The sequence below is a fragment of the Pedobacter psychroterrae genome (assembly GCF_004331695.1).
Lineage (GTDB): Bacteria > Bacteroidota > Bacteroidia > Sphingobacteriales > Sphingobacteriaceae > Pedobacter > Pedobacter psychroterrae.
On the sequence record NZ_SJSL01000002.1, the window covers coordinates 33,115 to 47,791 of the forward strand.

The following is a 14,677-nucleotide window of genomic DNA, read 5'->3' on the forward strand; positions in this document are numbered from 1 at the left end:
GATGCAGTTGCAGGAAGTATTATATGGTGTAACAATAGAAACTTTGGTTGGTAATACCAACCGGGAGATTAATGCATTGGTATTTGATTCACGTTTGGTGGGAGAGCATGATGTTTTTTTTGCCATCAGAGGGACGCTGTCAGACGGGCATAATTATATTGCCACTACTATTGATGCCGGTGCTTCTGTAATTGTCTGTCAAAGTATTCCCGAAAAGGTCAATGCGTTAGTAACCTATATTAAGGTGGCCGAAAGTTCTGTTGCGCTTGGTAAAATGGCAGCTAATTTCTATAACAATCCTTCTGATAAGTTACAGTTGATAGGTATTACCGGAACAAATGGCAAGACAACAATTGCAACTTTACTGTTCAAATTATTCAGCAAATTAGGTTACAAGACAGGGTTGATTTCCACGGTTCAGAACCAAATAAATGAGCGTATTGTTCCTGCTACTCATACTACACCTAATCCATTAGTCTTAAATAGTTTGCTCCGTGACATGGTATTGGCTGATTGCAGCTACTGTTTTATGGAGGTAAGTTCACATGCTGTTGTTCAGCACAGGATTGAAGGATTGACCTTTGCAGGAGGTGTGTTTTCTAACATAACTCATGATCATCTGGACTTTCATGTAACCTTTGATAACTACATCCGGGCCAAGAAATGTTTTTTTGACAGGCTTCCTAAATCCGCATTTGCGCTGACAAATCTGGATGATAAAAACGGTCAGGTAATGTTGCAAAATACCAAAGCTTCCAAGAAGAGTTATGCCCTTAAACAACTGGCAGACTTTAAAGCCAAGGTTATTGAAAACAGCTTTAGTGGTCTGCATTTAGACATTGATGATGCTGATGTCTTCTTTAAATTGGTAGGTTCTTTTAATGCCTATAATTTATTGGCAGTCTATGGTACGGCGATGTTACTCGAGCAGGATCAGCTAAGTGTATTGACAGCTTTAAGTAACCTTACGGGTGCAGAAGGAAGATTTGAATACATTACTTCCTCAAAAAATGTAATCGGTATAATAGATTATGCCCATACTCCCGACGCAGTTCAAAATGTGTTAAGTACTATTCAGGATATTAGAAAAGGTACAGAACAGGTAATCACTGTGATAGGTTGTGGTGGAGATAGAGATAAAACTAAGCGACCAGTAATGGCGCAGGTAGCTTGCGACTGGAGTGATAAGGTGATTTTGACTTCCGATAATCCCCGTACAGAAAATCCTTTGACCATAATAGAAGAGATGGAAAAGGGGGTCTCTCCAACGAATATGCGCAAGGCGCTGAGTATTTCTGACAGAAAAGAGGCAATTAAAACTGCCTGTCATTTAGCAAAACCAGGTGATATTATCTTGCTTGCAGGGAAAGGTCATGAGAAATACCAGGAAGTAAACGGTGTGAGACATCATTTTGATGATAAAGAAATTTTATTGGAACAATTTAAGTTAATCGGCTAATGTTATATTATTTATTTGAGTATTTAAACCAGCATTACGATTTCCCGGGATTGAGGCTATTTCAATACATCACCTTCCGTACTTCTTTGGCTGTAATCATTTCATTAATCATTACGACGGTTTATGGAAGAAGCTTGATTAATTATCTGCAAAAAATGCAGGTAGGTGAAACTGTGCGTAATTTAGGATTAGAAGGCCAGATGCAAAAGCAGGGCACGCCAACAATGGGTGGTATCATTATTTTACTTGGTATCCTTGTGCCTACGTTATTGTTTGCAAATCTGTCAAATATCTATGTAATCCTGATGATCGTTACGACAATATGGATGGGTGTGATAGGCTTTGTTGATGACTATATCAAAGTTTTTAAGAAGAACAAAGAGGGACTTGCCGGAAGGTTCAAGATTGTAGGCCAGGTAGGACTTGCACTGATTATTGGGTGGACGATGTATTTTAACCCAAATATTGTTGTACGGCAGACTGTGGATGAAACTGTTGTTTCAAAATCAACTGCACCGATGATTTTAAGGGAGAATAAAGCTGATAAAAGTCATTATTATACACAGGATGTAAAATCGACACTTACTAATGTTCCTTTTTACAAAAACAATGAATTTGATTATGCAAAAGTGCTCAAATTTATGGGCGAAGGCTATGAAAAATATGCCGTATTCGTCTTCTTACTGTTCGTTATAATTATAGTAACTGCTGTATCCAACGGCGCAAATATTACTGATGGAATAGATGGTCTAGCAACTGGAACCTCTGCCATTATAGGGATAACACTGGGCTTGCTGGCCTATGTATCAGGTAATACCGTAATAGCAGATTATTTGAATATTATGTATATCCCAAATTCTGGTGAGTTGATGATCTTTGCCGGAGCTTTTGTTGGTGCATGCGTTGGGTTTTTATGGTATAATTCATACCCTGCACAAGTATTTATGGGTGACACAGGAAGCTTGGCAATTGGTGGGATCATCGCTGCTTTTGCAATTATGATAAGAAAGGAACTGTTAATCCCAATTCTTTGCGGAATATTTCTATTGGAAAATTTATCTGTAATAATTCAGATGAGTTATTTCAAATATACAAGAAAGCGTTTCGGAGAAGGCAGAAGAGTTTTTCTGATGGCTCCCTTACATCACCACTATCAAAAGAAAGGATACCATGAAGCGAAAATTGTGATCCGCTTCTGGATCATTGGGATATTGCTGGCCATCATCACTATTATCACATTAAAGTTAAGGTAATGGGAAAGGAAAGAATAGTGATCCTGGGGGCTGGAGAAAGCGGTGTTGGTGCAGCGATACTTGCACAAAAGCACGGTTTTGATGTCTTTGTGTCTGATTTTGGAGGAATAGATGATCATTACAAAAAGCAATTAATTGAATTAAATATAACATTTGAGGAAGACAGGCATTCTGCTTCAGACATTCTAAACGCTTCAGAAATTATTAAAAGTCCTGGGATACCAAATAACGCTCCTATAATTAAGGAGATTAAAGAAATAGGCATACCAATAATTTCAGAGATCGAATTTGCTAAAAGATATACATCAGCTAAGACAATTTGTATTACCGGTTCAAACGGTAAGACAACCACAACGTTGCTTACCTACCACATACTGAAAAATGCAGGATTTAATGTTGGACTGGCCGGCAATGTAGGAAACAGCTTTGCAGCTCAGGTAGCTAACGCTGATTTTGAATGGTATGTCCTTGAGTTATCGAGTTTCATGCTTGATGATATGTATTCCTTTAAAGCGGATATTGCTGTCTTATTAAATATTACACCAGATCATTTAGACAGGTACGATTATAAGCTGGATAATTATGCAGCTTCAAAAATGAGAATTATCCAAAACCAGACAAATAGTGATGTCTTTATCTATTGTTCCGATGACGAAGAGATCATAAAGGTGTTAAAGAAAAGTCAGGTCCACTCAAAAAAAATGCCCTTCTCCATTGAAACAAAGATTGAAGAAGGTGCATACTTCTTAAATGACAACATACACATAAATATAAACCTAAACGACCCATTAACCATGTCTATTACAGAGTTAGCCTTACAAGGAAAGCATAATATTTATAACTCTATGGCCTCGGGCATAGTAGCGAAAGTATTGGATATTCGAAATACTACCATCAGGGAAAGTATGGGTGATTTTAAAAATATAGCGCACAGATTGGAACATGTGGCTAAAATATCCGGTGTTAATTATATTAATGATTCCAAAGCTACAAATGTCAATTCCACCTGGTACGCTTTGGAGAGTGTAAGTACAGGTGTTGTGCTGATTATGGGCGGTGTAGATAAGGGCAATGACTATAATATGCTAAAGGATATGGTTCGCCAGAAAGTTAAGGCAATTATATGCTTAGGTAAGGACAATAAACGTATACATGAGGCATTTGAAGATGACGTAGACATTATTGTAAATACGTTTTCTGCACATGAGGCTGTGCAGGTAGCCTACCATCTGGCAAAAAAGGGTGATACAGTATTACTGTCTCCGGCATGCGCGAGCTTTGACCTGTTCAAAAATTACGAGGATAGAGGTAATCAGTTTAAAATTGCAGTAAAGGAGTTATAAGATGGTAGCAATTAATAGAATTCTGGATAAAACAAAAGGAGATCGCTGGATATGGCTGATCATTATCCTTTTGTCTTTAATATCCATACTTACGGTTTACAGTGCCACTGGTACTATCGCCTATAATAAGGGCATTGCTGTAGAGAGATATCTATTATACAAACATGTTATATTTGTGATTCTTGGAATCGGAATGATCTATATTTCCCATTTACTTGATTATAAGTATTATGCGGGTATTTCCAAAGTGTTGATGCTGGTTACAATTCCCTTGTTGATCTATACCGCAATTTTCGGTACTAATATTAATGATGCCGCCCGTTGGGTAAAGATTCCTGGTATAGGATTAACATTTCAAACCTCTGATTTAGCAAAATTGGCGTTGATTACATTTCTAGCCAGAATGTTGACCCGAAAACAAGATAATATAAAGGATGTCAAAAAAGCATTTATTCCTATAATGGGGTCGGTGTGTGTTGTTTTTGCATTAATAGCCTGGGCAAATTTATCAACTGCACTTATGCTATTCGGTGTAAGTATATTGTTGCTCATTATAGGAAGGATTAGCATTAAGCAAATTTTACTGGTATGCACTGGAGGTGGTATATTATTGCTGTTTATTGTATTCTTAGGGCCCAGGTCTGAAACATATAAATCGAGGGTAAATTCTTTTCTTCACCCTGAGTTACAGAACTCCGATAAAACGTACCAGGCTGATCAGTCCAAAATAGCATTGGCTACTGGTGGAGCATTTGGCAAAGGGCCAGGAAACAGTACACAGAAAAACTTCCTTCCGCATCCATATTCAGATTTTATTTTTGCAATTATCGTGGAAGAATATGGTCTGTTAGGAGCAATAACAATGATTGTTCTGTATCTGGCGTTGCTCTACCGATGTGTTAGAATAGTAACCCAAAGTCCAAAAGCTTTCGGTGCTTTGCTGGCAGCAGGCTTAAGTTTTAGCTTGACGATACAGGCATTTGCAAATATGGCTGTAGCGGTTGGCCTTGGGCCTGTGACAGGAGTTCCACTGCCCCTTGTTAGTATGGGTGGTACATCAATCTTATTTACCAGTATAGCATTTGGAATCATCTTAAGTGTAAGTAAGGACATTGAAGAAAACGGCGTCAATAAAAAGGTCATTGTAGGAGAGATACCTGCAATGGCATAATGATATAATAATGAAAGCAACAAAAATAATTATTTCGGGCGGAGGCACTGGCGGACACATATTTCCGGCAATAGCTATTGCAAAGGCATTGAGGAGCATTGAGCCTGCATGCGAGATATTGTTTGTTGGAGCTATAGGGAGGATGGAGATGGAAAAGGTTCCGGCAGCTGGTTATAAAATTGTTGGACTAAATATCAGCGGGATCCAAAGAGGGTCTATAGCTAAAAACCTCAGCCTTCCTTTTAAGCTATTTGGAAGTATGAGAAAGTCGATGCAGGTGTTAAGTGAATTTAAGCCTGATGTAGTTGTGGGAGTTGGCGGATATGCCTCTGGACCAATCTTGTTTGCAGCCTCATTAAAAGGCATCCCTTATTTAATACAGGAGCAAAATTCATATGCAGGTGTCACTAATAAATGGCTGGGGAAAAAAGCGCATAAGATTTGTGTGGCCTTTGATGATATGGAACAGTTTTTCCCGGCTGACAGGATACTGAAAACAGGCAACCCAGTAAGAAAGGAAGTTGTAGATATTTTAAACAAGCATCACGCAGGTGCTGAATTACTGAGACTGGATCCGTTAAAAAAGACAATTCTGGTAACCGGTGGTAGTTTGGGCGCAGGAACACTTAATAAAAGTATTGAAAAGCACTTGCCGGAATTGTTAAAGCAAGACGTACAGATAATATGGCAAACAGGCAAATTTTATTATAAAGATATCATAGACCGTTTAGGGCTGGATTTTCATCCCAATGTTCGAATTTTGGAGTTTTTAAATAAAATGGATATGGCTTATGCAGCAGCCGACTTAATTATATCAAGAGCTGGTGCTGGAACAATTGCGGAATTGTGTATAATTAAAAAACCTGTGATTTTAGTTCCGTCTCCAAACGTTGCCGAAGATCATCAGACTAAAAATGCTTTAGCCTTGGTAAAAAACAATGCTGCACTCCTTATAGCAGACAGATCAGCTGAAGACACACTCGTTTTTGAGGCTTTAAGTTTACTCCAGGATAAGCAGAGAAGTAAAACACTTGCTGATAATATTGGTAAGATGGCGTTATCAGATGCTGATGATATTATTGCTCAGCAAGTCCTGGATTTAGCAAAGGAAAGGGGGAAGGAATGCAACTAGATGATATTAAAAAAGTATATTTTGTCGGTGCTGGCGGGATAGGGATGAGCGCACTTGCCAGATATTTTATAAATCGTGGCTGCGTGGTTTGTGGGTATGATAAAACAACTACCAATCTTACTATTACTTTGGAGCATGAGGGGATTTTAATGTCTTACGTAGATGATCATGCTGCATTGCCTGCTTCATTTCGTGATAAGAATGATGATACCCTGATTGTCTATACCCCGGCTATTCCTAAGGATTCTCAAATATTAAATTATTTTAAGGACAATGGCTTCATTTTAAAAAAGAGGTCGGAAGTTTTGGGGATTATTAGTAAAGGGCAGTTTTGTATTGCTGTTGCGGGTACGCATGGCAAAACTACTACTTCATGTATTATTGCGCATGTATTAACACATACCGGTTACCGCTGTACAGCTTTCCTGGGTGGTATCAGTACAAATTATAATAGTAATTTTTTGATTGGTGATAATAACGTCGTCGTAGTCGAAGCGGACGAATATGATCGTTCTTTTCTGACACTTCACCCGGATATTTCGGTGATTACGTCTATGGATGCTGATCATTTGGATATTTACGGAGATGCGGCTCAGTTAAATGAATCATTTGAGTTGTTTGCGGGTCAGTTAAAAGATGGTGGTAAATTATTTGTAAAAGAAGAATTGCCTTTAAAAGGCATTACTTACAGCGCAGATTTAAATTCATCTTTAAAGGCCACTAATATCCATATTGAAAACGGCAACTTTGTTTTTGACTTTGAAGATGGTTATACTAAGATTAAAGACCTGAGCCTTTCGTTGCCCGGAAAACATAATGTAGAGAATGCAGTGGCGGCAATTGGAGTGGCATTGAGTTTAGGGATTAGGGCTAAACTTATTAAAAAAGCGATAGCTTCATTTACGGGAGTTAAAAGACGATTTGAATACATTGTAAAATCTCCTGAACATATATATATAGATGACTATGCCCATCATCCTGAAGAGTTGCGAGCATGTTTTGATGCAGTGAGGCACTTATATCCGGATAAGAAGCTGACGGTAATATTTCAACCTCATTTATTTACCCGTACAAGGGACTTTGCAGACGATTTTGCAAAAGTACTGAGTACTGCGGACGATTTATTGTTATTGGATATTTATCCTGCAAGAGAGTTACCACTGGAAGGGATAAATTCTCGAATGCTATTGGACAAGGTCTCCCTGACGGATAAGGAAATATGTAGTAAGGATTTGGTACTTGAATGTATAAAGATAAAAAAGCCTGAATTATTATTAACGGTGGGGGCAGGAGATATTGATACGTTGATCGAGCCACTTAAAAAATTATTGACAAATGCTTAGCAGGATTAACTGGAGATTTGTGTTTAAGATTTTCACCTGGACAATTTGTTTGGGGGGGCTGATTGTGCTCATGAGTTTTATCGGTGTCAAGAAAAAAAGTATAAGCTGCAAGGATGTCGTGATTTTAATTCCCGGTGCAGATAATTTTATTGAAAGAGAAGAAATTGATGCGATTTTAAAACAAAGTCAGGGTGTATTAATCGGACGGGATCTTGAGCAAGTTAATCTGGAGGAGATAGAAAAGAAGATTAAAGCTAACCCTTATATAGCTTATGCAACGGTGTACGCTGATATGGATGGAATTATTCATATCAGAATAGATCAGAGGCAACCCATCTTGAGGGTGATCAACGCCGGCGATCAGGATTTTTATATTGACAAAAATGGTCTGAAAATGCCTGTATCGCCCAACTTTACGGCCAATGTATTGGTTGCGAATGGAAAAATTCTTGAACATTTTAGCGGTAAAGTAGATACATTGATTACCAAGCTAGCGGCCGATTTATATAAAACAGCACTTTATATCAGCCAGGATACTTTATGGAACTCCCAAATTGAACAAGCATTTGTAAATGAAAAAACTGATATAGAACTGATACCCAGGGTAGGTAACCAGCGTATTATATTGGGAAATGCAGATTCCTTAGAAATAAAAATGAGGAATTTACGTGCATTCTATAAAAAGGCAATGCCAAAAGTAGGTTGGGATGCTTATAAAACGATCAACATTAAGTATATCAATCAGGTTGTTTGTGAAAAGAATAAAATAGACTCTCTCTCGGGAAAGGTTATTAATACTTCTAAATCTGACAGTGCTGTTAAAACAAGCACTGTTATTGACCCCCTTGTAAAAGAACCAATGATGGAAGAAATCGCAAAGGAATCAACCGTTGGTATTGTGGAAAAGAAGGCAGATGTTAGTCAGAAAGATAATAAGGATAAAAAAAATAGTCAATCAAATACCAGGAAAAACAATTAATAAAATCTCAACAAATCGATATAGTTATGGGCAAAGAAAAATTAACGATTCAGTCTCCAATAGTAGTAGGATTGGACATTGGTACAACTAAAATTTGTGTAATCGTTGGCAGGAGAACACAGCATGGCAAAATAGAAGTACTGGGCATAGGGAAAGCCGAATCTGCTGGAGTTACCAGGGGGGTCGTATCCAATATCCAAAAAACTGTGCAGGGCATATCTCAGGCTGTGGAACTTGCAGGCGGACAATCAAATGTTGAAATCCGCGTTGTTAATGTTGGTATTGCAGGACAGCATATCAAAAGTTTGCAACATAGAGGTATCCTGACAAGGAGGGAATTGAATAATGAAATTGGAAAGAAAGATATAGATAAATTAATTGATGATATGTTCAAACTGGTGATGCCCCCAGGTGAAGAAATTATTCATGTTTTACCTCAGGAATTTACTATTGACAATGAACCTGGAATAAAGGACCCTATAGGTATGGCGGGAGTGCGGTTAGAAGCAAATTTTCATATTATCTCCGGTCAGGTAACTGCGGTGAAAAATATCATGAGATGTGTAACCAATGCCGGCCTGCAAACGCAGGAATTAATATTAGAGCCCCTGGCTTCCTCAGAATCGGTGTTGAGCGATGAAGAAAAGGAAGCTGGAGTAGCACTTGTGGATATAGGTGGAGGTACTACCGATATTGCAATTTTTCATGAAGGGATAATCAGACATACTGCTGTTATACCTTTTGGCGGTAACAGTGTTACCGAAGATATACGTGAAGGTTGTTCCGTGATGAGAAATCAGGCAGAACTGCTAAAAACAAGATTTGGTTCGGCATTAGCTGAAGAGAATAAAGAAAATGAAATCATCTGTGTGCCAGGATTAAGGGGCAGGGAACCAAAGGAGATTTCCGTTAAAAATCTTGCTTATGTAATTCAGGCCCGAATGGAAGAAATCATAGAGCACGTATATTATGAAATTAAATCTTCAGGTTATGAGAAGAAGTTAATTGGTGGAGTCGTGATCACTGGCGGTGGTGCATTGTTAAAACATTTGTCACAGTTGGTCGAATATGTTACCGGTTTGGATTGCAGAGTTGGCTATCCTAATGAGCACCTTTCGAAATATGAGGATATGCCCAAAACAGTTTACGACGATCTAAAGAGCCCTATGTATGCAACAAGTGTTGGTCTGCTTATAAAAGGTATCCAGAAAGCAGAAGAACTACTTGAAGAAATGAAGCAGCCCGGAGTTTTTGTGGAGCGCCCTAAGGATAAAGAAAAAGCAAAACGATCGGGAGGCGGACTATTTGATAAACTTTTGGCTAAAACCAAAGATTTTATTAAAGATGATATGAATGTTAGTGATGAAGATTATATAAAACCGTAATATTTTTCAACAAAAGGTGATTTTTCCACATTTTAACACATGTGGAAAACGCCTGTTAAAAAAGTGTTAATATTACATAGAGAGATGAACAGGCAAACCCTATTATTAAAACACTGATTCATAAAGATATGCAGTTCGAAATGTTAAAAGATAAGTCATCAATCATCAAGGTAATTGGTGTTGGTGGCGGTGGAGGTAATGCGGTAAACCATATGTACCGTCAGGGAATTACAGGTGTAGACTTTATTATTTGTAATACTGACGCGCAGGCACTGGAATTTAGCCCTATACCTAATAAAGTTCAATTAGGTGCTAGCTTAACTGAAGGTATGGGTGCTGGATCTATTCCAGAAGTAGGAAAAAATTCTGCTATAGAGAATATTGATGATATCAAACAAATGTTGGGGAGTACCACCAAAATGCTATTTATTACAGCAGGAATGGGAGGTGGTACCGGAACAGGTGCGAGTCCGATTATAGCAAAGGCTGCTAAGGAATTAGATATTCTCACTGTGGCAATCATCACCACGCCCTTTGCTTTTGAAGGAAAACGGCGGAAGATGCAGGCCAATGACGGACTGGATGAGCTGAAAAAATATGTAGACTCTTATCTGGTTATTTCTAACGACAGACTTCGGGAGATTTTTGGGAATTTAACTTTGGGCTCTGCATTCGCACAGGCTGACGATATTTTAACAACTGCTGCTAAAGGGATTGCCGAGATTATAACAGTGCCCGGTTATATAAACGTGGATTTTAAAGATGTACGTACTGTAATGAAAGACAGTGGCGTGTCTATAATGGGAAGCTTTGCATGTGAAGGTGAACAACGAGCACTCAACGCTGTCGAAGGTGCATTAGCTTCTCCTTTATTAAAGGACAATGAAATAGAAGGAGCAAGATATATTTTGCTTAACATTAGTTCAGGATTGCGTGAAGTGACAATGGATGAGGTTACCATCATAACAGATTATATTCAGGAGAAAGCAGGACTTTCTGCTGATTTGATATGGGGTAATTGTATAGATGAAAATCTGGGTGATAAATTGTCTGTTACTATAATAGCTACAGGTTTCCAAACTAAAGAGCAACGTGAGGAAGATAAAAAGAATGTTAAGAAAATATCACTGTTAACTCCGGAAGAAGCACCGCTAATCAGACCGCTTGAACCCGTGAACTCATTTATCGAGCCTAAAGCCGAAATTCAGTCTTTAGAGCCTGTATTGAAGACCAAAGAAGAAGTGAAACAGTCTGATTTATTTGGCGACCTTTTTAATGTTAATAAAAGCAGGAGAAATGAAGAGCCTGAGAATATTATAGTAAAGCATGCCTTAGTTGAAGAGGAGCCTGTTCAGGATCTCCAGATAGAGCAGGGATTTGAATTTGAAATCAAAGTTGCGGAAACTGACTTTGTTTTTGAAACACCAGCTGAAGTATTTCACAATAGTGTAGAACCTCTGCAAGAGGAAATCGCAGAGGTTGGTGCTGATGATGATAAAAATGATGAATCTATAGAGGACCAGCTTAAGAAATCCAAAGAAAGAATTTTGAGGTTAAAAGACCTCAGCATGAAATTGAGAACCAGCAATGGTTTACAAGAATTGGAAAATGAACCGGCTTACAAACGTAAGCAGATGCAGCTTCAGCAGGTTCAGCATTCATCAGAGTCGCAAGTTTCAAGATTTACTTTAAGTAATGAGGAAGACGGCTCAACAGAAATAAGACCAAACAACTCATTTTTACATGATAATGTTGACTAATCTTGTGTCAATTTAAACAAAAAGAGCCATAACAATTATTTGTTACGGCTCTTTTTGCTTGATAGAAAGAATGATGTATACATTTCAATCAATCTACAAAGATTGTATATCAGACATATTAAACTTAAATTCGCAAAAAATAAGAAAACTTAAAAGCATATAAAATTGGATATTTTTGAAAAGATAGCAAAGCATATGGGCCCGATAGGGCAGCACCATAAATGGTCTCATGGATATTTTTCATTTCCTAAACTAGAAGGAGAAATTGCTCCTCATATGATGTTTAGGGGGAAAGAGCATTTGGTTTGGAGTTTAAATAATTATCTGGGTCTGGCAAATCATCCTGAGGTCAGAAAAGCCGATGAAGCAGGTGCTGCTGAATTTGGTATGGCTTATCCAATGGGCGCGCGTATGATGTCTGGTAATTCCAAATATCATGAGCAATTAGAGCAAGAGCTTGCCGCCTTTGTAGGTAAGCCTGATGCATTTCTCCTCAACTATGGGTACCAGGGCATGGTTTCCATCATAGATAGCCTTGTTGATAGAAATGATGTTATCGTATATGATGGGGAATCACATGCGTGTATCATTGATGGATTGCGTTTACATATGGGCAAACGCTTCGTTTACAAACACAATGATATCGAAAGTGCCAGGAAGCAGCTAGAAAGGGCCACTAGACTAGTTGAAGTAAGCGGAGGTGGAATTTTAGTGATCACAGAGGGAGTGTTCGGAATGTCAGGAGCGCAGGGAAAGCTTAAAGAACTTATTGCCTTAAAAAGCGAGTTTAATTTTCGTTTGCTGATAGATGATGCACATGGCTTTGGTACAATGGGCCCTACTGGCGCAGGTACGCATGAAGCGCAGAATTGTATTGATGGAGTAGATGTTTACTTCGGTACCTTCGCCAAGTCGATGGCAGGCATAGGCGCTTTTGTTGCTTCTACAGAAGAACTAACAAACTATTTTCGTTACAATATGCGTTCTCAGACCTTTGCCAAAGCATTGCCTATGCCTATGGTTATCGGCCTGTTGAAGAGATTAGAATTGGTAAAAAATAGTCCGGAATTAAGGGATAGACTATGGGATATTGCCACTGCCTTACAAAAAGGACTCAGAGAACGTGGATTTGATCTTGGTGTTACGGATACAATGGTAACTCCGGTATTTTTAAAGGGAGAGTTGCTGGAAGCCACTTCCCTAACTATGGACCTCAGAGAGAATTATGGAATATTTTGCTCGATCGTTGTATATCCGGTTATACCAAAAGGATTAATTGAACTTAGGTTGATTCCTACTGCTGCTCATACACTAGAAGATGTACAGCGTACGTTAGATGCATTTAGTGAAGTTTCTGATAAATTAAAAGCTGGGTATTACAAGGAAAACCAGATTACAATGATGTAAAACATAATTATAAAAAACCACCTCTAGTATTAATTGGAGGTGGTTTTTTAAAATTACATCTTTCTATGCATTTGATAATCAGTGTGTTGTAAAAATAAACCACTCATAAAGTGTGTGTAAGCGATTGTGTTGTGGAAAAAAACACTGTTTTGGTAGTTTATTTATCTTTCCAAAAATTTTTTTATTAAAATAAACATCTTACTTTAGTAACAGAGTATTAATCAAAACCTTAAACCTAAAGGAGCGAACTAACGATGAAAAAATTCAATGAAGTAAAAGAGCTTGTTGCAGCTTTAGAAGCTGATGCTGACAAATTCTACAACAAAGCAAACAGTGCTGCAGGAACTCGTGTGCGAAAAGGTATGCAAGACCTCAAAAATCTAGCTCAAGCTATTCGTTTGGAGATTCAAGAAACTAAAAATAAGGATTAATAAGCTTATTTTTAGTTTTGATGAAAAAGGTCCCGACTTGCTCGGGACCTTTTTTTATGATATACCTTGCAATTCAACTATTACTTGTTGCCTTAATGAATCCGAAACCTGTACCAAAGGTAAACGTACATGGTCGTCACAAATATCCAGGTTTTTTAATGCTGCTTTAATGCCGCCAGGATTTCCTTCTGCGAACATTAAGCGTGTAAATTCTATCAGACTTAAATGAATAGGAAGGGCTGCTTTGAAATCACCTTCCAGGCTTAACCTAACTAAATTTGATAACTGTTTTGGTAATGCATTCCCGATTACAGAAATCACTCCTACTGCGCCCAATGAAATCATAGGTATTGCAATAGGGTCATCTCCCGAGATCAATAGAAAGTCCTCCGGTTTATCACGCATGATCTGATTAAACTGATCAAAACTTCCTGATGCCTCTTTTGTTGCAATAACATTTTTAAGATCATGTGCCAGTCTGCATGTTGTTTCAGGGCTAACGTTGCTACCTGTCCTGCCCGGTACATTGTACAGGATGATAGGCAACAAACTACCTTCGCTTATTGCTTTATAATGCTGATATATCCCCTCCTGCGTAGGTTTATTGTAGTATGGGCTTGCAGACAGAATTGCATCGTATCCTAATGATTCAAAATCTCTTACATCTTTTACTATACTCGCTGTGTCATTGCCTCCAATACCGGCTACCAAAGGCAAGCGTCCATTATTAATCTCTGCTGTGAACTCCCAAATTTTCTTCTTCTCCTCCTTATTAAGTGTCGATGCCTCTCCGGTGGTACCTAATGATACCAGATATTCTACCTTTCCCTCAATCAAGTAATTTATCAGGCTTTTCAAGCCATTAAAATCTACTGATCCATCTGAATTAAATGGTGTAACCATTGCTACACCTGTACCGTGAAATTTTTTCATCTGTAAAAAATTGTTTTCATTTGTGATGAAGCTATCAGATTTATTTGACCACTGGGTGGTTTAAAAAATCATGATGGTTTC

General features: G+C 38.2%; 12 protein-coding genes. 11 read left to right on the forward strand and 1 reads right to left on the reverse strand.

The genetic code is table 11. From position 1 onward, the window contains the following. Position 1: 1 nt before the first annotated feature. The 11 genes from EZ437_RS08510 to EZ437_RS08560 all read left to right on the forward strand — a co-directional run bounded on the left by EZ437_RS08510 (position 2) and on the right by EZ437_RS08560 (position 13,663). Positions 2-1,459 (forward strand): UDP-N-acetylmuramoyl-L-alanyl-D-glutamate--2,6-diaminopimelate ligase, encoded by a 1,458-nt coding sequence (locus EZ437_RS08510; protein WP_131595294.1) that lies wholly within the window; start codon positions 2-4, stop codon positions 1,457-1,459. Next, the gene (mraY, locus tag EZ437_RS08515; protein ID WP_131595296.1) at positions 1,459-2,712 is read left to right on the forward strand and encodes a phospho-N-acetylmuramoyl-pentapeptide-transferase; all 1,254 of its coding nucleotides are present in this window, start codon (positions 1,459-1,461) and stop codon (positions 2,710-2,712) included. The genes EZ437_RS08510 and mraY overlap by 1 nt, the downstream gene beginning before the upstream one ends. Then, a complete protein-coding gene (murD, locus tag EZ437_RS08520; protein WP_131595298.1) occupies positions 2,712-4,055 on the forward strand; it encodes a UDP-N-acetylmuramoyl-L-alanine--D-glutamate ligase in 1,344 nt (447 codons plus the stop codon). Before mraY ends, murD begins: the two co-directional genes overlap by 1 nt. 1 nt (position 4,056) lies before the next feature. Beyond that, entirely contained in the window at positions 4,057-5,226 is a 1,170-nt protein-coding gene (locus EZ437_RS08525) for an FtsW/RodA/SpoVE family cell cycle protein (RefSeq protein ID WP_205942672.1), read from the forward strand. Positions 5,227-5,236: 10 nt separating this feature from the next. After that, a complete protein-coding gene (gene murG, locus EZ437_RS08530) occupies positions 5,237-6,358 on the forward strand; it encodes an undecaprenyldiphospho-muramoylpentapeptide beta-N-acetylglucosaminyltransferase (protein WP_131595301.1) in 1,122 nt (373 codons plus the stop codon). Next, positions 6,349-7,701, forward strand: a complete 1,353-nt coding sequence (gene murC, locus EZ437_RS08535) for a UDP-N-acetylmuramate--L-alanine ligase (RefSeq protein ID WP_131595303.1) — start codon at positions 6,349-6,351, stop codon at positions 7,699-7,701. Before murG ends, murC begins: the two co-directional genes overlap by 10 nt. Beyond that, positions 7,694-8,680 carry a cell division protein FtsQ/DivIB gene (locus EZ437_RS08540; protein WP_225869532.1) on the forward strand — a complete coding sequence of 329 codons (987 nt, stop codon included), beginning with the start codon at positions 7,694-7,696 and terminating at the stop codon, positions 8,678-8,680. Before murC ends, EZ437_RS08540 begins: the two co-directional genes overlap by 8 nt. A 26-nt stretch (positions 8,681-8,706) precedes the next feature. Then, positions 8,707-10,065 carry a cell division protein FtsA gene (gene ftsA, locus EZ437_RS08545; protein ID WP_131595305.1) on the forward strand — a complete coding sequence of 453 codons (1,359 nt, stop codon included), beginning with the start codon at positions 8,707-8,709 and terminating at the stop codon, positions 10,063-10,065. Between the two features lie 128 nt (positions 10,066-10,193). After that, positions 10,194-11,825 (forward strand): cell division protein FtsZ, encoded by a 1,632-nt coding sequence (ftsZ, locus tag EZ437_RS08550; protein ID WP_131595307.1) that lies wholly within the window; start codon positions 10,194-10,196, stop codon positions 11,823-11,825. A gap of 165 nt (positions 11,826-11,990) precedes the next feature. Then, positions 11,991-13,232, forward strand: coding sequence for an aminotransferase class I/II-fold pyridoxal phosphate-dependent enzyme (locus EZ437_RS08555; RefSeq protein WP_131595309.1), 1,242 nt, complete (start codon positions 11,991-11,993; stop codon positions 13,230-13,232). Between the two features lie 254 nt (positions 13,233-13,486). Beyond that, positions 13,487-13,663, forward strand: a complete 177-nt coding sequence (locus EZ437_RS08560; RefSeq protein WP_131595311.1) for a histone H1 — start codon at positions 13,487-13,489, stop codon at positions 13,661-13,663. Between the two features lie 54 nt (positions 13,664-13,717). Here EZ437_RS08560 and dapA read toward each other — a convergent pair whose 3' ends face one another. Further along, positions 13,718-14,596, reverse strand: a complete 879-nt coding sequence (gene dapA, locus EZ437_RS08565) for a 4-hydroxy-tetrahydrodipicolinate synthase (protein WP_131595313.1) — start codon at positions 14,594-14,596, stop codon at positions 13,718-13,720. Between the last annotated feature and the right edge of the window lie 81 nt (positions 14,597-14,677).

Excerpts from the sequence above, each read along its gene's own strand:
- EZ437_RS08510 (WP_131595294.1), top strand. The coding sequence starts at position 2 with ATGCAGTTGCAGGAAGTATTATATGGTGTAACAATAGAAACTTTGGTT.
- mraY (WP_131595296.1), top strand. The coding sequence starts at position 1,459 with ATGTTATATTATTTATTTGAGTATTTAAACCAGCATTACGATTTCCCG.
- murD (WP_131595298.1), top strand. The coding sequence starts at position 2,712 with ATGGGAAAGGAAAGAATAGTGATCCTGGGGGCTGGAGAAAGCGGTGTT.
- EZ437_RS08525 (WP_205942672.1), top strand. The coding sequence starts at position 4,057 with ATGGTAGCAATTAATAGAATTCTGGATAAAACAAAAGGAGATCGCTGG.
- murG (WP_131595301.1), top strand. The coding sequence starts at position 5,237 with ATGAAAGCAACAAAAATAATTATTTCGGGCGGAGGCACTGGCGGACAC.
- murC (WP_131595303.1), top strand. The coding sequence starts at position 6,349 with ATGCAACTAGATGATATTAAAAAAGTATATTTTGTCGGTGCTGGCGGG.
- EZ437_RS08540 (WP_225869532.1), top strand. The coding sequence starts at position 7,694 with ATGCTTAGCAGGATTAACTGGAGATTTGTGTTTAAGATTTTCACCTGG.
- ftsA (WP_131595305.1), top strand. The coding sequence starts at position 8,707 with ATGGGCAAAGAAAAATTAACGATTCAGTCTCCAATAGTAGTAGGATTG.
- ftsZ (WP_131595307.1), top strand. The coding sequence starts at position 10,194 with ATGCAGTTCGAAATGTTAAAAGATAAGTCATCAATCATCAAGGTAATT.
- EZ437_RS08560 (WP_131595311.1), top strand. The coding sequence starts at position 13,487 with ATGAAAAAATTCAATGAAGTAAAAGAGCTTGTTGCAGCTTTAGAAGCT.
- dapA (WP_131595313.1), bottom strand. The coding sequence starts at position 14,596 with ATGAAAAAATTTCACGGTACAGGTGTAGCAATGGTTACACCATTTAAT.